This window comes from Paraburkholderia sp. HD33-4 (assembly GCF_021390635.1).
In the GTDB taxonomy this organism is placed as follows: Bacteria; Pseudomonadota; Gammaproteobacteria; order Burkholderiales; family Burkholderiaceae; genus Paraburkholderia.
In genome coordinates this window covers 3300655-3319054 of record NZ_JAJEJS010000001.1, presented here as the reverse complement: position 1 = coordinate 3319054, position 18400 = coordinate 3300655, and the positions used below count along the sequence as shown (strand labels likewise).

Here is an 18400-nt window from a genome sequence, read left to right as displayed (position 1 = left end):
GCCCGCTCATTTGTAAGGTGGATTCGCAGGCGTGTAACAAAAGGTCTCGCACGGGTCTCGCACGGGTATCGGGCGGGTCTCGCAGCCCTGCGCCGCCGCCGGCTCGACGGTCTATCCGGCCAGAAACGCATCGAATTGTTGATGGCCGGCTGGCGTCACGCGCAGCACCCGCGGCCGCTCGGTCCGCTCGACCCAGCCGTGCGACGACCACGCGTCGAGCAGCGCCGCGCCGAGCGCACCGCCCAGATGCGGCCGGCGCATGCTCCAGTCGAGGCAGGTGCATGCGAAGCGCCGCCGCCGGGTCCTCTGCGCGGCGAGGTCGATGCCCCAGTCGGCGAAGCGGGCGACGCCCTGCGCGGTCGCTTCGAGCGATGCGCCGTTTTGCGTCAGCAGCCCGCGCTCGAGCATCCGCTCGAACATCCGCACCGACAGCTCGCCCGCCATGTGGTCGTAGCAGGTGCGCGCGTAGCGCATTTCCAGCGGCACGGTGCGCGCCGGACGGGGCACGGAGCGCTGCGGCGCGCTGACTTGCGCGACGTTCGCGAGCGCTTCGATCGACGCGGCGATGTCCGCCGACGCGATACGGAAATAGCGATGCCGGCCGCGCACTTCGAGTGCGAGCAGCCCGCCGTCGGTGAGCCGTCCGAGATGGGCGCTCGCCGCCGATGGCGACAGCCCCGCGATCATCGTCAGTTCGCCGGCGGGGCGCGCGCTGCCGTCCATCAGCGCCCACAGCATCGCGGCGCGGCCGGGATCGGCGAGTAGCGCGCCGATGCGGCTCAGGCCGGGAAAATGGTTCTGGTCGTCTAAAAGGGGGGCGGTCATCGCGCGTCTCCTGAATGGGCGGCAAAGGGCGGCGCGGCCGAATGGCAAAGCGCGCCGCCACGATTCCTACTCTACGCGCATCGGGCATTCGATGTTTCAGCTTCGCGTGAACAATGAATGAGACGGACGGGTGCCGCCGGTCCGCGCTCCCGCGTCTGCTCGTGCCGCCAGGCTAGAATCGAAGCCTGTCCTTGCAGGAATTCGATGCGATGAAAACTCTTCTGGCCGTCGCCGCGGCGGTTCTGCTGTTCAGCGCCTGCGCGGGAGGCGGTGCAGGCTCGGGCTCGGCCGGCAGCGGCAGCATCAACATGTACGGCACCATCGACGCAGGGATCAGCGTCCACAACTAGGACGTCGCGCAACCGGCCGGGCAAGGATGCCTCGGCCCGAGCGCCGGGCCGCAGAGCGCCCGATAGGTCCCGCGCGCCGCGTACCCCGATCGACGCCGCGCCGCGCGCAATATTGCGCTCGTATAATCGCCTCCTTTCAATGCATCCGATTGACCGGAGTCAAGATGAGCACTGTTCCCACAGCACCGCTGGACCGTTCGGAAACCACCTTCCGCTTTCTCGCCGAGCCGACCTCGGTCAACTTCGGCGGCAAGGTGCACGGCGGCGCGCTGATGAAGTGGATCGACGAAACCGCCTATGCATGCTCGGCGGTATGGTCGGGGCGCTATTGCGTGACGGTCAGCGTCGGCAATATCCGTTTCCGTCGGCCGATTCTCGTCGGCAATCTGGTCGAACTGCGCGCGCGCGTCGTCGCGACGGGCCGCACCAGCATGCACATCCATGTGTCGGTGCAGGCGGGCGACCCGAAGGGCGGCGAGCTGCTGCAGACCACCGACTGTCTCGTCGTGATGGTCGCCGTCAACGAGAACGGCCATCCGGTGCCGGTGCCGGCCTTCGTGCCTGAGACCGAGGAGCAGAAACGCCTGGCCAAATACGCGATGGACGTGAAGGAAGCGCTCGACGCGATCGTCGAGCTGAAGCCGGAAGAAGTCGCGCAAGGTAAGGTTTAAGCGCGGTTTAAGCGCGGCAGGGCTGCGGGCGGCGCGACGTCAAATACGCTCTCATGCGTATGTTTTGTCGCGCCGCCTCGCCCACTCACCCCGCCGTACGTCCGACCATATCCTTCGGTCGCACCCACTCGTCGAACTGCTGCTCGGTGACATAGCCGAGCGCCAGCGCCGACGCCTTCAGCGTCGTGCCTTCCTTGTGCGCTTTCTTGGCGATCTGCGCGGCCTTGTCGTAGCCGATGTGCGGATTGAGCGCCGTCACCAGCATCAGCGATTCGTTGAGCAAGGTATCGATGCGCCCGTGATTCGGCTCGATGCCGACCGCGCAGTTCTCGTTGAAGCTATGCGCTCCGTCGGCGAGCAGACGCACCGACTGCAGCAGGTTGTGCGCGATCATCGGACGGAACACGTTCAGTTCGAAGTTGCCGCTCGCGCCGCCGATGTTGACGGCGACGTCGTTGCCGAACACCTGCGCGCACAGCATCGTCAGCGCTTCGGACTGGGTCGGATTGACCTTGCCCGGCATGATCGAGCTGCCCGGCTCGTTTTCGGGGATCGACAGCTCGCCGAGACCGCAGCGCGGGCCGCTCGCGAGCCAGCGGATGTCGTTGGCGATCTTGTTCAGACTCGCGGCCACCGTTTTGAGCGCGCCGTGCGCGAACACCAACGCGTCGGCGGCTGCCATCACTTCGAACTTATTGGGCGCCGACACGAACGGCAGACCGGTCAGCTTGCCGATCGCGGCGGCGACGCCGTCGGCGAACTTCGGATGCGCGTTCAGTCCCGTGCCGACCGCGGTGCCGCCCTGCGCAAGCTCGTACAGATGCGGCAAGGTCGACTCGACGTGGCGGATGCCGTGCTCGAGCTGCGCGACATAGCCCGAGAATTCCTGGCCGAGCGTGAGCGGCGTCGCGTCCTGCAGGTGCGTGCGGCCGATCTTGACGATATCGGTGAACGTTTTCGCCTTGCCGTCGAGCGTATCGCGCAGTGTCTTCAGCGCAGGCAGCAGATGCTTGACGATCGCATCCGCGGCGGCCACGTGCATCGCGGTCGGAAACACGTCGTTCGACGATTGCCCGCGATTCACGTCGTCGTTCGGATGCACCTTGCGCGCTTCGCCGCGCTCGCCGCCGAGCAGCTCGCTCGCGCGATTCGCGATCACCTCGTTCAGGTTCATGTTGGTCTGCGTGCCCGAGCCGGTTTGCCAGACCGCGAGCGGAAATTCGCCTGGATGTTTGCCGTCGATGATCTCGTCGGCCGCCTGCATGATCGCGCGGGCCTTCTGCTCGTCGAGCACGCCGAGGCCAAGGTTGACTTCGGCCGCCGCGCGCTTGATCACCGCGAGCGCGGTGATCAGCTCGGGCGACTGCTTCTCGGTCGAAATCTTGAAGTTCTGCAGCGAGCGCTGTGTCTGCGCACCCCATAGGCGGGCGTTCGGCACCGCGATTTCGCCGAATGTGTCGCGCTCCATCCGTACGTCTTCAGTCATGGTTGACTCCGCTTCTCAAAGTTCCGAGTTGACAGGCAATAAGGAGAATAGACCCGTTAGCGCGTTCCGGTAGAAACCGGCCTGCGGATCGAAAATGTAGGTGCGTGTCTGGCCGTTCTCGACGTCGGTCCACACGAGCGGCGACAGCGGCGCGCCGATCGAGCGCAGGTAGGCGAGCTGGGCTGGGTCGGCGAGCGTCACGTGGTAGCTCTGATCGGGCTGGGTGGCACGCTCGAAGATCTTCGCGACCTGATTCGCGAGTTCGGGGCTGTGGATCACCAGCGCGAGCTCGGTGTTCAGATTGGCCGAGCGCGGGTCGAGGTTCATCGAGCCGATCACGAGAATCTGGTGGTCGATCACATAGGTCTTCGCGTGCAGGCTCGCGCGCGAACGCGAGCCGACCAGCCCCACGTTCGGTGAATCCTGGTGCGGCCTGAATTCGTATAGCTCGACGCCCGCCTTCAGCAGCGGCACGCGGAACGGACTGTAGCCGGCCTGCACGGCGACCGCGTCGGTGGCCGCGAGCGAGTTGGTCAGCACTGCGATGCGGATGCCGCGATGCGTGAGCTCGCCGGCCGCCTGCACGCCGGAGGCGTGCGGCACGAAGTAGGGCGACACGATCAGGAAGTCGTGCTGCGCGTCGTGCATCAGTTCGCGCAGCCGTGCGAGCGGCGGGCTCACGTAGTCCGGTGACGGCTGCGCGATCTTCTCCGGCAGGTCCGCCCTGAATTCCGCGCTCGCCCACGTGAGGCCTAGTTGCTCGCTCGTGATCTGCGCGGCGAGCGGCGTCGCGTTCAGCGGTTTCGCGTTGTAGGGATCGGCGTTGGTGCGCCAGTGCTGGCGCAGCTCGTCGCGTGTCTGGTCGAGTTCTTTCGGATCGAACTTCTGCTTGTTCAGTGCGCGCAGCGGATAGGCGAGGTCGCTGTTCCAGTAGTCGTCGAAACTCGCGGAGACGTCGGCGACGATCGGGCCCGCCGCGAGCACGTCGAGGTCGCGGAACTGCAGCGTTTCGCTCGCGCTGAAATATTCGTCGCCCAGATTGCGCCCGCCGACGATCGCAAGCTGGTTGTCCGCGATCATCGCCTTGTTGTGCATGCGGCGCGTGAAGTGGCCAATCTGCGTGAAGACGTTCGCGGTGCGCTCGAACATGCCTTCCTGCGCGCTGCCGAACGGATTGAACACGCGAATCTCGATGTTGTCGTGCGAGTTCAGCCCCGCCATGATGCGGTCGATGTCCTTGAAGTTCAGATCATCGACCAGCATGCGCACGCGCACGCCGTGATCGGCCGCGTACAGCGCGGCGCCCAGCAGCAGCTTGCCGGTGGTGTCCTCGTTGGCGATGTAGTACTGCATGTCGAGGGTTTTGGTCGCCGCGCGGGCGAGCGCGATGCGCATCTGCAGCGCGTCGGTGCCGTTCGACAGCACGCGAAATCCCGACTGCTGCGGATGCTTCGCCTCGAGCGGCGCGAGCGCTTCGCGCAGCGGCGTATCGGCGGTGGCGGGCAGTGCGTGCGTGAGCTGGCGGTCGAACGCGGTGGCGGGCGGCTTCGTCGCGCAGGCGGTCAAAAATGCCGCCGCGCAACAGAGCAGGAAAAATTGCCTCGTTGTGCTGAATATCGAGCGGCGGCGCGCGGCCCGCCGATGTTGTTCGAATTGGCCCTGCACGCTGTTTTCCCCTTGTTTTGCAAGCTTTTCGCGTGGCGACAGCGAAGGCCCGCACACGCTGTCGAGAAAACCATTCTAAGGGAATTGGGGCGCGGGTTCGTCGTTCGTCTGCAAACGCAGCAGCGTGGTGGGGAAGTGCGGCGCGTCGGTCGGAAGTGCGCCGCGGTTCGGGGACCATCACCTGCTGCGAACCGCGGCGCCGGTGCTAGATCAGACGCGTTCGGCGCGCAGTGCGCGCTCGCCATCGGGATGGGTCGAGCCTTTCGCCGGGCGACCCGCCCACACGCCCGCGAGCAGCGAGCCCGACAGGTTGTGCCAGACCGAGAACAGCGCGCCCGGCAGCGCGGCGAGCGGCGTGAAGTAGAGCTTGCCGAGCGTCGCGGCGAGACCGGAGTTCTGCATGCCCACTTCGATCGCGAGCGTACGGCAGACGGCTTCGTCGAAGCCGAGCAGGCGGCCGCCCCAGTAGCCGCCGAGCAGTCCGATGCCGTTGTGCAGGACGACGCCGACCATCACGACGAGGCCGACCGACGCGATGCTCTTCTGCGTGCCGCCCACCACCGCGCCGATGATCAGCACGATCGCGACCATCGACACGAGCGGCAGGATCGGCTCGATCTTGCGCACGAGCTTGCCGAACAGATGATTGACGACGAGACCGACGACGATCGGCAGCGCGACGATCTGCAGAATGCTCATCAGCATGCCGTGCACGTCGACGACGATCGACGCGTCGACGTAAAGGCGCGTGAGCAGCGGGGTCGCGAACACGCCGACGAGCGTCGACAGCGCGCTGATCGTCACCGACAACGCGACGTCGCCGCGCGCGAGATAGATCATCACGTTCGACGCGGTGCCGCTCGCGACGCTGCCGACCAGCACCATGCCGGCGGTCAGGTCGGGCGGCATGCGCAGCGCCTTCGCGATGACCCATGCGGCGAGCGGCATCACGAGGTAGTGCAGCACGATGCCGGCGATCACCGGCGCGGGACGCGAGAACACGCGCAGGAAATCGGCGGCCGACAGCGTGACGCCCATCGCCAGCATGATGATCGTGAGGAGCGTGGTGACGTGCGGCGCGACGCCGGAAAACGAGGCCGGCGAGAAGTACGCGGCGACCGAGACGAGCACGGCCCAGAGCGGGAACAGGCGGGTGACGCGGGCAAGCATGACGGGTGGTCCTTGGGTTATGTTGTGTCGCGAGAAAGCGCAGGCGCGCTGCGGCGCGGCCGGGGTGTCGGCCAGCGTCGTGGCGTTTGCCGCTACCCATGCGGATGAAGCGCGCGAGGCGGCTACGGCACGCGCTGCGGCGAGAGCGCGGCAAAAACGGGCGGCCGATCGAAGCCGTACGCGACGCGAGCCATGGTGAGTGAGCGGCGCCGGTCCGGCGCTTGCCTTCGTGAGGCACGCCGGCGTGCGGTTCGTGGCGTGGGAGCGCGGGTTAGCGCTCGCACGCCGCGGCGGCCATTTTACCTTTTACAGGGAGTGCTTCAGGAGTGGGGCTTGCCGCTACTTCGCTCAAACCGAGCGCGCGGGCGGCGTGGCCGATGGCGCTGTCGGCGCCAGCCGCCGGCTCAGCCTGTGAAAACGCAGCGTCATCAGCAGCGCGACGCTCGCGAGGCCCGCGGCGAGCCCCCACCACAAGCCGCGCGCGCCGAGGCCGGCGTGAAACGCGAGCAGATAGCCGGTCGGAAAACCGATCACCCAATAGCCGAACGCGGCGGCGATCATCGGTATGCGCGTGTCTTTCAGGCCGCGCAGGCAGCCGGAGCCCACCGCCTGCATCCCGTCGACGATCTGGAAAATCGCCGCCACGCCGAGCAGCGAACTGGCGAGCGCGATGGTCGGCGCGTTGACCGGGTCGTCGAGATGCAGATATAGACCGACGATCCAGTGCGGCGCGGTAATCAGCACGAGACCCGACATCGACATGAAGCCGACGCCGAGCGCGAGCGCGACGAAGCCCGCGTGGCGCGCGGCGAGCGGCTGACCGGCACCGGCCCAGTAGCCGACCCGCACATTGGCCGCCTGGCCGATCGACAGCGGCACCATGAACGCGACGGACGCGACGTTCAGCGCGATCTGATGCGCGGCCAGTTGCGATTCGCCGAGCAGGCCGACCATCAGGCCGGTGGCGAGGAAGAGGGTCGACTCGACGCCGTAGGTGATCGCAACGGGCCAACCGATGCCGAACAATTCGCCCATCAACGGCAGCTTCGGCCGCGTCGCGACGACGAAATGCCGGAAGCGCGGCCGCAGATGCAGCAGCGCCATCAGCACGAGCGCGGTGAGCCACACGGTGATCGTGGTCGCGGCCGCCGAGCCGAGAAAGCCGAGTCGCGGCAGCCCATACGCGCCGTGAATCAGCCCGTAGTTCAGAAAGCCGTTCACGACGACGCTCACGATCGACACCCACAACAGCCGCCGCGCCGCGCCGATCGCCGGCAGGAACGAGCGCATCAGGCCGACGCCGATCAGGCTCGCGGGTGCGCCCCAGCGCAGCACCGCCGCGTACCGGCCGACGTTGTGCGCGAGCAGGCCCGGCTCGCCGAACGCGAGCAGGATGTGCGACGCGAACGACAACAGGACGAACGCCGGCACCGCCAGCAGCACCGACAGCACGAAACCGGTCCAGTAGATATGCGGCACGCGGCCGTCGTCCTGCGCGCCGCGCGCGTGCGCGACGCTCACGCTGACCGAGGTCAGCACGCCCTGCAGCAGCGTGACGACGACGAAAAAGAGATTCGCGCCTAGGCCGCCGGCGGCGAGCGCGTCGGGGCCGAGCGAGCCGAGCAGGATCGTGTCGGTGACGCTCATCGCCATCTGCGACAGTTGCGCGATCGCGAGCGGCGCGGCTAGCCGAGCGGTGTCGGCCGCGTGGCGGGATAGGGTCGGCGGCCGGCTGGCCGCGCGGGCGAAGCTGGGTTGAGTCATTGAATGCGTGGCGGCGAAAGTTGGCGACAGCGGTGGTGACAGCGAGGCGCGGGCGCAAGCGGCGGCACGTTGCATCGCGCTGCGCGCTCCGAGGGGCGGTGGAGCGGCGGGGCGGCGGCCGGGAAAAAACCGCGGCGCGGCGGCGAGCCGGTCAGCCGACTCCTCGCCCTTGGCGCGGTCCGTCGTTTACCTGTCGAAACCGACAGCTTATTGCCTTGCCCGGCCGATGTCGATGGACAACGCACAATTCTGGTGCGCGCCGTCCTGCGAATTTTCGGACTGCCGTCAGCCTTCGTGGACCGCGATCCGCGTATCGCCGAGCAACACGACCTGACCCGCGCGGATCTTGCAGGTCTTACGCGTCTCGACCCGGCCGTCGACCATCACGGCGCCGTCCGCGACCATCATCTTCGCGGAGCCGCCGCTGTCCGCGAGGCCCGTGATCTTCAGCAGATTGTGGAGTTCGACGTACTCGCCGGTCAGCGTGAAATTGAGGTTGGGCATGGCGTTTGCACCTTGGGCACGGGGTCGCGTTGGGGGTTCGCATCATAAAGCAAGTGCATGCGGCGCGGCGGCGCGGGACCCCCGCGCAAGCAAATGAAAGAAGATGTTATTCAGTTGTCGGAAAGTGAAACGTTCCGTAACGCTGATCGCGCCAGATGAATTTCACTCCTAAAGTGCAGTTCAGCAGCAAAGCCCGCTGGCATTTCCGGGATCGCTCCCCGGCCACCATCCAGCGACGCACAGACAGACCGGGCGGGGCGCGTGGGCCATCCGTCATCACGACGCCAGAGAGTCCGCCCGTGTCACGACAACTCTAGAGAGGATAGCCATGACCCAGATTCGTTCGCTCCTGATCGGTACCGCCCTCACTGCTTTTGCCGCGACGGCCGCCGTCGCGCAGACCGCGCAGCCGGCAGCAGGCATCGGGGCTCAGGCGCAGGTCCGCAGCCCGGGCGCCGCCGACATGGCGCCGCCGTCCGCGGCCGGCGCACAGGGCATGCAGGTGCCGCCTTCGGCGCAAGGCATGCAGCAAGTGCCGGGCGCGCCCGCCGCGCAAGGCGTCGAGGCTCCGCCGCCGGCCCGTTTGACGGCTTCGGGCTCGACCGATCCGCTCGTGCAGAAGCGCGACGCCGACGCGAAGGCCAATGCCGAGTATCGCGCGGCGAAGAAGTCCTCGAAAGCGGAATTGAAGGCGCAGCAGAAGGCCGCGAAGGAGCAGTACACAGAGCAGGTGCGCGGCGCGAAGCTGAACCAGAAGGCGGACAAGCAGACCGCCAATAACGAAATGAAGATGAACATGGAAGGGCAGGCTGCCGCGCAGGCCGATGGCGCGGACGTCAAGCATTAAGCCTTGATCGATGCCGCGGCGCGCGGGTCTGCGAGGCTCGCGCGCCGCCGGCGTCTCTCGCTCAACCAGGCGTGCTTCAGGGAGATTTCAGATGAACCTCAATCGATCCAGCCGAAACCGCATTTACGCCGTGCTGATCGCGGGTTGCCTGTCGTCGGCCGTGTTCGCGCAGACAACCGACCCGGCCGCGGCGCCCGCCACGCATGCGGACAAGAAGGCCGCGAAGGAACAGGCGAAGGCCGACAAGAAAGCCGCGCTCGCCCAGGCGAAGGCGGACAAGACCAAAACCGACGCTCAGGCCGATGCCGACAAGGCCAGCGCCGATGCCAACGTGAAGGACGCGAAAAAGCAGTAGCACGCGGCGTCGACAGGCAGGTGGAAACCCGCCTGTCGACGCTTGACCGGGATCGGTAGGCGCCTGAAAAAAGGGCGCTTGTCGCGCAGGGTTGTATGGATATACAGTGTGCGTCGCATCCTGAAAATCCATCCAACCCGCAAAATCCGCTCAGTGTCCACCGTCGCCGAATCCGCCCCGTCGTTCGATACCGCCGCCTGGCTCGCGAAACTCAACGACGCTCAACGCGAAGCCGTCGAATACGGGACCGACACGCCAAACGTGCTGCCCGGCGCGCTGCTCGTGATCGCGGGTGCCGGCTCCGGCAAGACCAACACGCTCGCGCACCGCGTCGCCAATCTGGTGGTGAAGGGTGCCGATCCTCAGCGCATCCTGCTGTTGACCTTCTCGCGCCGCGCGGCGCTCGAAATGACCCGCCGCGTGACGCGCATCGCGGGCGTCGCGGCCACCAGCGTCGGCGCACGCGCCGCGCTCGCGCAAGGGTTGACGTGGGCGGGCACGTTTCACAGCGTCGGCGCGCGGCTGTTGCGCGAATACGCGGATCTGATCGGCCTCGCGCCGGCTTTCACGATCAACGACCGCGAAGACTCAGCCGACCTGATGAACCTCGTGCGCCACGAGCTCGGACTGTCCGCGAAGGAGCGGCGTTTTCCGGCGAAGGGCACCTGCTTCGCGATCTACTCGCGCGTCGTCAACACGGGCGCATCGCTCGGTCAGGTATTGGACAGCGCGTTTCCGTGGTGTCGCGAGTGGGAGGACGATCTGCGCCGGCTGTTCGCCGCGTACGTCGACGCCAAGCAAAAGCAGAGCGTGCTCGACTACGACGATCTGCTGCTCTACTGGTCGCACATGGCCGCCGAGCCCAGCATCGCGGCCGATCTGTCGGCGCGTTTCGATCATGTGCTGGTCGACGAATACCAGGACACCAACCGCCTGCAGGCGTCGATCCTGCTCGCGCTGAAGCCGGACGGCCGCGGCCTGACCGTGGTCGGCGACGACGCGCAGTCGATCTACTCGTTTCGCGGCGCGACCGTGCGCAATATCCTCGACTTCCCTGCGCAGTTCGAGCCGTCCGCGAAGCAGGTCACGCTCGAACGCAACTACCGCTCAACCGAGCCGATTCTCGCCGCGTCGAACGCGGTGATCGAGCTCGCGAGCGAGCGCTACACCAAGAATCTGTGGACCGACAAGGCGTCGGCGCAGCGCCCGCGCCTCGTCACGGTCGCCGACGATGCCGCGCAAGCGCGCTACGTCGTCGAGCAGGTTCTCGAAGCGCGCGAGCAGGGCGTGAAGCTGAAGTCGCAGGCGGTGCTGTTTCGCGCGGCGCATCACAGCGCCGCGCTCGAGATCGAGCTCACGCGCCGCAACATTCCGTTCGTCAAATTCGGCGGCCTCAAATTTCTCGACTCGGTGCATGTGAAGGACGTGCTCGCGGTGCTGCGCTGGGCCGAGAATCCGCGCGACCGCGTCGCCGGCTTTCGGGTCGTGCAGCTGCTGCCGGGCGTCGGTCCGGCCACCGCGGCAAAGGTGCTCGACGACATCGTCGCACGCGCGGACGGCGGCGATCCGGTCGCGACCGCGGGCGGTGTGCTGGCCGCGTTTGCGGCGCCCGCGCGCGCGCAGGAAGACTGGCATCCGTTCGTCAAGCTGATGTCGAGTGTGTACGGGCGCCAAACGCCGTGGCCCGGCGAGTTCGAGATGGTGCGGCGCTGGTACGAGCCGCATCTGGAGCGCAATCACGAGGACGCCGCGATCCGTCACGCGGATCTGCTGCAGATGGAAAGCATCGCGGGTACGTATGCGTCGCGCGAGCGCTTCCTGACCGAGCTGACGCTCGATCCGCCCGACGCCACCAGCGATGAATCCGGCGTGCCGCTGCTCGACGAGGACTATCTGATCCTGTCGACGATCCATTCGGCGAAGGGCCAGGAGTGGCGCAACGTGTTCGTGCTGAACGGCGTCGACGGCTGCATTCCGTCCGATCTCGGCACCGGCAGCGACGAGGAAATCGACGAGGAGCGGCGCCTGCTCTACGTGGCGATGACGCGCGCGAAGGAAGACCTGCATATCGTCGTGCCGCAGCGTTTTTACGTGCACAACCAGACGCATCTGGGCGACCGCCATGTGTGGGCGTCGCGTACGCGCTTCATCGACACGCCGATGCTGCCGCTGTTCGATGTGTACGCATGGCCGCGCGTGCCGGTGGCGGGCGCGCCGAGCGCGGCGGGGCTCGCCGCGGCCGCGCAGGCGAAGATCGAGATCGCGGCCAGGCTCAGGAAGATGTGGGATTGAGCGGCTGGCGCCGTCAGTTGGGAGGCGAGTTGGGAGCGCAGCGAGGACAGGGGCAGCGCTGATCCGATGCTGGCCGGGCGCCGCTCGGCCTAGTGCAAGTTCAGCGCAAGTTCAGCGCGACTGCCGCTGCTGTTGCTGCGCGACCGGAGGCGGCGGCACGAAGAAATTGCGCAGCCATGCCGCGAGCCGCGAGAACACGTCGTACGGCTCTTCGACGAAAATTTCCGGCTTCAATAGCCGCAGATACTCCATGATCTGCTGCGCTTCCTGCTTCTGGAACGTGCCGTGCGAAATGCCTAGCCGCAAGAGCCCACGCAACTCGCCGAGCTTCTCGCGCGCAGTGCTGCCCACGCTCGTCTCGCACGCGACCTTCGCCTCGTAGACACGCTGGCGCAGCGATTCGACGAGCCGCCATGCCGGCGTCTGCATCACTTCCTCGAGCGCCTGGATGTCCTGCACCGTGCTCTTGATCTGCGCGGCGAGCGGGTCGATCAATGTCGCGTCGCCTTCCGCTTCCTTGACGATCGCCGCGGCCCAGTCGCGGCATTGCTTGGCGAGCTCCTCGGGCGTCCATTCCGAACGCGCCGCGAAACCGAAGCCGAACTCACCCGCCTGCCGCATCAGGATCGACACGACGTCCGGAAACTCCTTGTCGAGCGTGCGTTTGGCCCACGCGTACTGGCCGCCCTGCAGCATCCGCTGCACCGCGTGCTCGGTGAGCGGCACCATGTTGTCGAGCAGCTTCGCGCGCAAGAAATCCTCGAACGACGGCGTCGCGAACTGCGGATCGAGCTTCAGCGAGACCCGCAAAAAGGCCTCGAAGTCCTTGCGCAGCGACGCGACGGTCTCGTCCTTGAGCTTCAGGGTGATTTGACCCATGTGTTATCCCGTTTAATGCGGCCGCGCGCGGTGCGCCGTCGCAAGATCGCCCGGTCACTCGCGCACCGAGGCGACGCGACGCCGGCTGCCGGCGCGCTTGATTCCAGCCTGTTGCCGCGTAACCAACGGGACGACTCCCGATGAGCGGACCTCGACTGCATATCGGCGGGGTGGCGGGAAACTTGAGGGAGGCCCGGCGATGCGCGGGCGCTTTGGAGGGAAGCTTCGAGCGCTCGCGCGCCTGGGAGCCGTCTGGAGCGGAGTGAGCGTCGCGGCCCGCGACGCGGCCAGGCGTCGACGCACCGCTGACGGGTCGAGCAGCGCGGAGGAAGGGCGCGCTTACTTCAGCACCACGCACTGCCAGACGAAGAACACGCCCAGTCCGACTGCGATCGTCAGCAGTGGCCTGCGCGTCAGAGCACTGACGACGATCGCGGCGAGCGCGCCGACCAGCTGCGGATTGCGCCAGGTCAATTCGGCGTTGTTGCCGTGCGGCGACACGGCCATCGGGACGATGATCGCGGTCAACACGGTAACCGGCACGAAGCTGAGCGCGGTGCGCAGAAGCGGTGGGAACACCAGCCGGTCGCCGAGCACGAACACGGCCGCGCGGATCAACCACGTAATCGCGGCCATGCCGACGATCAGAACGACGTAGTTCATCGCGTGGCCTCCACGGGACGGCGCGCGCCGCGCAGGTTCAGACGCGACATCGACAGCAGCACGCCGACCGCGACCCCCGCGAACACCGCGCCGAGCAGGCCGAGTTTGTACGGCCATGCCTGCCAGAAAAACGCCAGCGTGCCGGCGGTGACGGCCGCCGCGATATAGCGCAGCGCGACCAGTTGCGGCACGACGATCGCGATGAACGTCGCGACCATCGCGAAGTCGAGACCGAGCGACTGCAGGCCCGGGAAAGCCGCGCCGAACAGCAGGCCGGCCACGGTCCACAGCTGCCAGTTCAGATACATCGCGACCCCGGCGCCGAAGAAGTAGTACGGATCGACGGTGCCCGGCTTGCGATGCCGGTAGTGCTCCCACGCGACCGCGAAAACTTCGTCGGTGAGCAGCGCGCCGAGCGCCCAGCGCCAGCGCTTGGGCAGATGCGCGACGTGCGGCGCGAGCGTCGCGCTATACAGCACGTGGCGCAGATTGACGACGAGCGTGGTAGCCCAGATCACGGCGAAGCTCGCATGCCCGGCGATCAGCCCGAGCGCGATGAACTGCGCGGAGCCCGCAAAGACGACGAGCGACATCAACTGGCCGTGCCACAGATGCAGTGGGCTGGACGTCACGAGCGTGCCGAAAATGACGCCGAACGGCGCGGCGCCGACCATCATCGGAATGATGTCGCGCGCGCCGGCGGCGAATTCTTTGAGATGGCCGCCCCGGGTGGGCTCGCCTTGGGTGGATTCGGTCAATCTAAGCCTCCTTGATTTCGGAAGCATAGCGGCTGACCGGCGTTCGGACTTGTACGTTCTTGCGGCGGGGTCGATGGTGGGGTTTCTTGTGGGATGCGGCGGGGTTGCTGGTGGGATGACGGGTGGGTTGCTGGTGGGATTGCCGATCAAGGACTTCTGGAGGCCATGTGACCTGCTGGCGGATCGCGGCGGGACGCTCCTCGCGCACGGTGCAGCGCCGGCGCCATTGGCGCCGCATGACGCTACCCGCCGCGCTGCGTTCCCTGCCATTGACCGGGAGGCACACCGAACATGCGCCTGAAATGCCGCGTGAAGTGGCTCTGATCGGTGAAACCGCTCGCCGCGGCGACGTCGGTCACCGGGACGCCGGCGCGCAACGGCGCGAGCGCGCGCTGCAGGCGCACCTGATTGCGCCACGCGTGCGGCGGCAGGCCAGTCGACAGCGTGAATAGCCGCGCCGCGTGGAACGGCGACAGACCCGCCGCCTTCGCGACCTCGGCAAGCGTCACCGGTTCGACGAGATCGCCGGTCAGCCGCTCCTGCATCAGTGCGACGCGAGTGTCGTCGGTAGCGACGCGCGCGGAGGCGGGGCGCGTCTGCGCGTAGCGGACCAGCAACGTGGACAGTGCGTCGAGCATCGCTGCTTCGGCGGCGAGCGCGTCGTCGCCGGCTTCGAGCAGGCGGTGGGCGTGCGCGAGCCGCGTCGCGAGATCGGCATCGCGGATCACGCCGGGCGCGAACCACGGCAACGCCTGCGGCTTGCCGGCGACTTCGTCGGCAAGCGCGCGGAGGAATTCGACCGGCGCATACATCACGCGATACCGCCAACCGGCCTCGACCGCCTTCGACCCCGTATGCAACTCGCCCGGATTGATGACCGGCACGCTGCCCGCTTCGGCAACATGGTTCTCGCCGCGATACCGATAGCACTCCGCGCCCGCGACGATCACCGGGATCGTGTAGGCGTCGTGCCAATGCGGCGCGAACTCGTGGTCGTGATATTCGGCGGTGAGCAGATCCGCGCCGGGTAGAAGCGGCGTGCGCCAGTAGCGGGCGGAATCGCGGAAACGAGGGGTGGCGGTCATGACAAAAGTCCGGCTGGACCGGTCAGTTTAACGCGTCGTGGACGGGGGCGGCGGCGGGTACGCCCCGCGCGCGGCGCATGAGGCCGCGTGTGCCGCTGGTGCCGTCAGTTGCCCTGATTCCGCCCTTACTTGACCGGAATCGTCGTGCCGGGTGGCATCGGCACGGCGCTTACGCTGTTTTTCGCGCTGCCGCTGACGACGCGGTCGCTGTAGGTCAGATAGACGAGGGCGTTGCGCTTCGTGTCGACCACGCGCACCACGTGCAGCGACTTGAAGATCAGCGACATGCTGACCGAGAACACGTCGTCCTTCTGCTTGACGGGGCCGGTGAAATGCAACTCCCCGACCTGGCGACACGCGATCGACGCCTCGGTCGGATCTTCGGCGATGCCGAGCGTGCCTTTGACGCCGCCGGTTCGCGCCCGCGACACGTAGCAGGTGACACCTTGCACGACGGGGTCGTCATAGGCTTCGACGACCACGCGGTCCGAGCCGGTAACGTGAAAATTCGTGTTGACGCTGGCGATTTCTTCGCCGTGCGCCGAAGAGAGCAGCAGTGCGCCGACGGCCGCGAGCGCGAAGCCTGACGAGATGGATTTCATGAGCGTGCCGGTTGAGTATCTGAAGTGGGCCGGCGCCAGAGCGGGGCGAAACGTGCGCCGAGAAGTCGCCATCGTATAACGGCGCGTCGCGCGCGTGAGGCTGTCCGTTGGGGCACAAAAACAAAAAGGCCCGCACGGATGCGGGCCTTTCAAATTTTTTGGCTCCTCGACCTGGGCTCGAACCAGGGACCTACGGATTAACAGTCCGGCGCTCTACCGACTGAGCTATCGAGGAACAGCAGTACAACTTGATCTACATAAAAAAACCCGTCTTGGTTAACGGGCTTTTGAAATTCTTGGCTCCTCGACCTGGGCTCGAACCAGGGACCTACGGATTAACAGTCCGGCGCTCTACCGACTGAGCTATCGAGGAACAGAACAACAACAGCAGAGAAGCGAGATTTTAGAGGCAGCTTAAACGTCTGTCAATACCTCTGCGTTCATCTTGCGATTAAATCTGAACGGCCAAGGCAGGCGACAGACCACCGCGCTCAGCGCGCGAGCAGCGCGAGCTTTTCCTTTACGTCCTTGAATTCGTCGGCTTCCGGTAACGGCGCCTTGGTCTTCGTGATGCTCGGCCATGCTTTCGCCAGGTCGGCGTTCAGCGCGATGAAGTCCTGCTGGTCGCCCGGCACGTCTTCTTCGGCATAGATGGCATTCACCGGACACTCGGCCACGCACACGGCGCAGTCGATGCATTCATCGGGGTCGATCGCGAGGAAGTTGGGACCTTCGCGAAAGCAGTCCACCGGGCACACATCGACGCAGTCGGTATAGCGGCACTTGATGCAGCTTTCGGTCACAACGTGAGTCATTCAGGCAGCTCCTGCATGCGGAATCAGGGAAGGCGCGTACGCCAAAAAAGCTATTGTAACGTAACGTCAAGAGGCGTATGAAGCATCGGCCGATGGGTCTTATATGTTTTCGTGATTAGTTTATGGGGTGCCGGGAGCGCCCGCCGGCGACCGGCAAAGGCCCGGTGGCACGATGAATGCGAACGCATTCGGGTAACATGCGTCAGGTTGGCGCGCCGCTCGGCTCGACGCGTCCATTGCAAGGGTGATGTGAGCCCTTTTCGTTTTTTCAGCGGTCCAGTTCGTACCATCATGATTATTACTTCGCTGCTCGATACCGATCTGTACAAGTTCACGATGATGCAGGTGGTGTTGCATCACTTCCCCGCCGCGAACGTGGAGTACCGCTTCCGCTGCCGCACGCCGAAGGTCGATCTGGTGCCGTACATCGACGAGATTCGCGATGAAGTGCGCAAGCTTTGCGAACTCCGCTTCACCGACGACGAACTCGACTACCTTGGCCGCATGCGCTTCATCAAGGGCGATTTCATCGAGTTCCTCGCGCTGTTCCATCTGAACGAGAAGTACATTTCGATCACGCCGTCGCCGAAGGGCAATGGCGAAATCGACATCGACATCAAGGGGCCGTGGCTGCATACGATCCTCTTCGAGATCCCGATGCTCGCGATCGTCAACGAAGTCTATTTCCGCAACACCCAGCAAACGCCGGACTACCACGTCGGCCGCGGCCGTCTGCTCGACAAGATTCAACTGCTCGGCGCGCGTCCGGAATTCGCCGACTGCAAGATCGCCGATTACGGTACGCGCCGCCGCTTCTCGAAGCAGTGGCACGAAGAGGTGATCCTCACGCTGAAGGACGGCCTCGGCGAGCAGTTTGCCGGCACCAGCAATGTCTTTTACGCGATGAAGCACAGCCTGACGCCGCTCGGCACGATGGCGCACGAGTACCTGCAGGCTTGCCAGGCGCTCGGTCCACGGCTGCGCGACTCGCAGATCTTCGGCTTCGAGATGTGGGCGAAGGAATATCGCGGCGACCTCGGGATTGCGCTCTCCGACGTGTACGGCATGCAGGCGTTCCTGCGCGACTTCGACATGTACTTCTGCAAACTGTTCGATGGCGCTCGCCACGATTCCGGCGACCCATTCGACTGGGGCGAGCGCCTGCTCAAGCACTACGAGGCGAATCGCTGCGACCCGCGCACCAAGGTTCTGGTGTTCTCCGACGCGCTCGACATCCCGAAAGTGCTGCAGCTGTACGAGCGCTTCCGCGGCCGCTGCAAGCTCGCGTTCGGCGTGGGCACCAACCTGACCAACGACCTCGGCTACAACCCGCTTCAGATCGTGATCAAGATGGTTCGCTGCAACGGTCAGCCGGTCGCGAAATTGTCGGACTCGCCGGGCAAGAACATGTGCGAGGACAAGGCGTATCTCGCGTATCTGCGGCAGGTGTTCGGCATCGCGCAGCCGGAAGAAGAAGCGGCGAAGTAGCGTTCTTTGCGGCCCGCTTTTCGATTCATCGCCTGTTCATGATCTGCTCGTGTTCGGGGTAGCGTGGCGAACAGTGTCGCCGCGCTCGCGACACCCGGCAATATGCCGTTCGGCCAGGGTGTTCGGGTGAAGGGCGGCCGTTATAATCCTCGCCATATCGCACGGCTGTCGACACGAGGAT

General features: G+C 66.0%; 18 protein-coding genes and 2 tRNA genes. 6 read left to right on the top strand and 14 right to left on the bottom strand.

The window, feature by feature from the left end; genetic code table 11:
- Window positions 1–111: 111 nt before the first annotated feature.
- A complete protein-coding gene (locus tag L0U84_RS14710; protein ID WP_233850777.1) occupies window positions 112–825 on the bottom strand; it encodes an ArsR/SmtB family transcription factor in 714 nt (237 codons plus the stop codon).
- A gap of 209 nt (window positions 826–1034) precedes the next feature.
- On the opposite strand from L0U84_RS14710, the gene L0U84_RS14705 reads away from it, so the two are divergent.
- On the top strand, window positions 1035–1175 hold the full coding sequence (locus L0U84_RS14705; RefSeq protein ID WP_233850776.1) for a hypothetical protein: 141 nt from the start codon (window positions 1035–1037) through the stop codon (window positions 1173–1175).
- Between the two features lie 164 nt (window positions 1176–1339).
- Window positions 1340–1846 (top strand): acyl-CoA thioesterase, encoded by a 507-nt coding sequence (locus L0U84_RS14700; RefSeq protein ID WP_233850775.1) that lies wholly within the window; start codon window positions 1340–1342, stop codon window positions 1844–1846.
- An 85-nt stretch (window positions 1847–1931) separates the two neighbouring features.
- Here the strand turns inward: L0U84_RS14700 and fumC are convergent, their stop codons facing one another.
- From fumC to L0U84_RS14675, 5 genes are all read right to left on the bottom strand, one after another.
- Complete coding sequence (gene fumC, locus L0U84_RS14695) at window positions 1932–3332, bottom strand: class II fumarate hydratase (protein ID WP_233850774.1); 1401 nt, start codon at window positions 3330–3332, stop codon at window positions 1932–1934.
- Window positions 3333–3347: 15 nt separating this feature from the next.
- Window positions 3348–4949 (bottom strand): phospholipase D family protein, encoded by a 1602-nt coding sequence (locus L0U84_RS14690; protein ID WP_233852031.1) that lies wholly within the window; start codon window positions 4947–4949, stop codon window positions 3348–3350.
- Between the two features lie 258 nt (window positions 4950–5207).
- On the bottom strand, window positions 5208–6167 hold the full coding sequence (gene panS / locus L0U84_RS14685; protein WP_233850772.1) for a ketopantoate/pantoate/pantothenate transporter PanS: 960 nt from the start codon (window positions 6165–6167) through the stop codon (window positions 5208–5210).
- 348 nt (window positions 6168–6515) lie between these two features.
- Window positions 6516–7931 carry an MATE family efflux transporter gene (locus L0U84_RS14680; protein WP_233850771.1) on the bottom strand — a complete coding sequence of 472 codons (1416 nt, stop codon included), beginning with the start codon at window positions 7929–7931 and terminating at the stop codon, window positions 6516–6518.
- A gap of 285 nt (window positions 7932–8216) precedes the next feature.
- On the bottom strand, window positions 8217–8435 hold the full coding sequence (locus L0U84_RS14675; RefSeq protein WP_013090085.1) for an RNA-binding S4 domain-containing protein: 219 nt from the start codon (window positions 8433–8435) through the stop codon (window positions 8217–8219).
- 328 nt (window positions 8436–8763) lie between these two features.
- Here L0U84_RS14675 and L0U84_RS14670 point away from each other — a divergent pair, with 328 nt between their 5' ends.
- The 3 genes from L0U84_RS14670 (at window position 8764) to L0U84_RS14660 (ending at window position 11929) form a co-directional block, all read left to right on the top strand.
- On the top strand, window positions 8764–9282 hold the full coding sequence (locus tag L0U84_RS14670) for a hypothetical protein (RefSeq protein ID WP_233850769.1): 519 nt from the start codon (window positions 8764–8766) through the stop codon (window positions 9280–9282).
- 91 nt (window positions 9283–9373) lie between these two features.
- On the top strand, window positions 9374–9637 hold the full coding sequence (locus tag L0U84_RS14665; protein WP_233850767.1) for a hypothetical protein: 264 nt from the start codon (window positions 9374–9376) through the stop codon (window positions 9635–9637).
- Window positions 9638–9790: 153 nt separating this feature from the next.
- On the top strand, window positions 9791–11929 hold the full coding sequence (locus L0U84_RS14660) for an ATP-dependent helicase (protein ID WP_233850765.1): 2139 nt from the start codon (window positions 9791–9793) through the stop codon (window positions 11927–11929).
- A gap of 111 nt (window positions 11930–12040) precedes the next feature.
- Here the strand turns inward: L0U84_RS14660 and L0U84_RS14655 are convergent, their stop codons facing one another.
- The 8 genes from L0U84_RS14655 to fdxA all read right to left on the bottom strand — a co-directional run bounded on the left by L0U84_RS14655 (window position 12041) and on the right by fdxA (window position 16731).
- On the bottom strand, window positions 12041–12808 hold the full coding sequence (locus tag L0U84_RS14655) for a DUF4088 family protein (protein ID WP_233850763.1): 768 nt from the start codon (window positions 12806–12808) through the stop codon (window positions 12041–12043).
- Window positions 12809–13147: 339 nt separating this feature from the next.
- On the bottom strand, window positions 13148–13471 hold the full coding sequence (locus tag L0U84_RS14650; RefSeq protein WP_233850761.1) for an AzlD domain-containing protein: 324 nt from the start codon (window positions 13469–13471) through the stop codon (window positions 13148–13150).
- A complete protein-coding gene (locus L0U84_RS14645) occupies window positions 13468–14229 on the bottom strand; it encodes an AzlC family ABC transporter permease (RefSeq protein WP_233850759.1) in 762 nt (253 codons plus the stop codon). The genes L0U84_RS14650 and L0U84_RS14645 overlap by 4 nt, the downstream gene beginning before the upstream one ends.
- Before the next feature lie 242 nt (window positions 14230–14471).
- Window positions 14472–15314, bottom strand: a complete 843-nt coding sequence (locus L0U84_RS14640; RefSeq protein ID WP_233850758.1) for an AraC family transcriptional regulator — start codon at window positions 15312–15314, stop codon at window positions 14472–14474.
- 125 nt (window positions 15315–15439) lie between these two features.
- The gene (locus L0U84_RS14635; protein WP_233850757.1) at window positions 15440–15916 is read right to left on the bottom strand and encodes a CreA family protein; all 477 of its coding nucleotides are present in this window, start codon (window positions 15914–15916) and stop codon (window positions 15440–15442) included.
- A 159-nt stretch (window positions 15917–16075) separates the two neighbouring features.
- A tRNA-Asn gene (locus tag L0U84_RS14630) sits at window positions 16076–16151 on the bottom strand.
- Window positions 16152–16213: 62 nt separating this feature from the next.
- Window positions 16214–16289: transfer RNA gene (locus tag L0U84_RS14625), tRNA-Asn, on the bottom strand.
- A 118-nt stretch (window positions 16290–16407) separates the two neighbouring features.
- Window positions 16408–16731, bottom strand: coding sequence for a ferredoxin FdxA (gene fdxA / locus L0U84_RS14620; RefSeq protein ID WP_062127873.1), 324 nt, complete (start codon window positions 16729–16731; stop codon window positions 16408–16410).
- A 291-nt stretch (window positions 16732–17022) separates the two neighbouring features.
- On the opposite strand from fdxA, the gene pncB reads away from it, so the two are divergent.
- A complete protein-coding gene (gene pncB, locus L0U84_RS14615) occupies window positions 17023–18219 on the top strand; it encodes a nicotinate phosphoribosyltransferase (RefSeq protein ID WP_233850756.1) in 1197 nt (398 codons plus the stop codon).
- Window positions 18220–18400 lie beyond the last annotated feature (181 nt).

Coding starts and splice junctions, on each gene's coding strand:
- L0U84_RS14655 (WP_233850763.1), bottom strand. CDS start 12,808: ATGGGTCAAATCACCCTGAAGCTCAAGGACGAGACCGTCGCGTCGCTG.
- L0U84_RS14675 (WP_013090085.1), bottom strand. CDS start 8,435: ATGCCCAACCTCAATTTCACGCTGACCGGCGAGTACGTCGAACTCCAC.
- L0U84_RS14680 (WP_233850771.1), bottom strand. CDS start 7,931: ATGACTCAACCCAGCTTCGCCCGCGCGGCCAGCCGGCCGCCGACCCTA.
- L0U84_RS14670 (WP_233850769.1), top strand. CDS start 8,764: ATGACCCAGATTCGTTCGCTCCTGATCGGTACCGCCCTCACTGCTTTT.
- L0U84_RS14650 (WP_233850761.1), bottom strand. CDS start 13,471: ATGAACTACGTCGTTCTGATCGTCGGCATGGCCGCGATTACGTGGTTG.
- L0U84_RS14640 (WP_233850758.1), bottom strand. CDS start 15,314: ATGACCGCCACCCCTCGTTTCCGCGATTCCGCCCGCTACTGGCGCACG.
- panS (WP_233850772.1), bottom strand. CDS start 6,167: ATGCTTGCCCGCGTCACCCGCCTGTTCCCGCTCTGGGCCGTGCTCGTC.
- pncB (WP_233850756.1), top strand. CDS start 17,023: ATGATTATTACTTCGCTGCTCGATACCGATCTGTACAAGTTCACGATG.
- fdxA (WP_062127873.1), bottom strand. CDS start 16,731: ATGACTCACGTTGTGACCGAAAGCTGCATCAAGTGCCGCTATACCGAC.
- L0U84_RS14635 (WP_233850757.1), bottom strand. CDS start 15,916: ATGAAATCCATCTCGTCAGGCTTCGCGCTCGCGGCCGTCGGCGCACTG.
- L0U84_RS14665 (WP_233850767.1), top strand. CDS start 9,374: ATGAACCTCAATCGATCCAGCCGAAACCGCATTTACGCCGTGCTGATC.
- L0U84_RS14710 (WP_233850777.1), bottom strand. CDS start 825: ATGACCGCCCCCCTTTTAGACGACCAGAACCATTTTCCCGGCCTGAGC.
- fumC (WP_233850774.1), bottom strand. CDS start 3,332: ATGACTGAAGACGTACGGATGGAGCGCGACACATTCGGCGAAATCGCG.
- L0U84_RS14700 (WP_233850775.1), top strand. CDS start 1,340: ATGAGCACTGTTCCCACAGCACCGCTGGACCGTTCGGAAACCACCTTC.
- L0U84_RS14705 (WP_233850776.1), top strand. CDS start 1,035: ATGAAAACTCTTCTGGCCGTCGCCGCGGCGGTTCTGCTGTTCAGCGCC.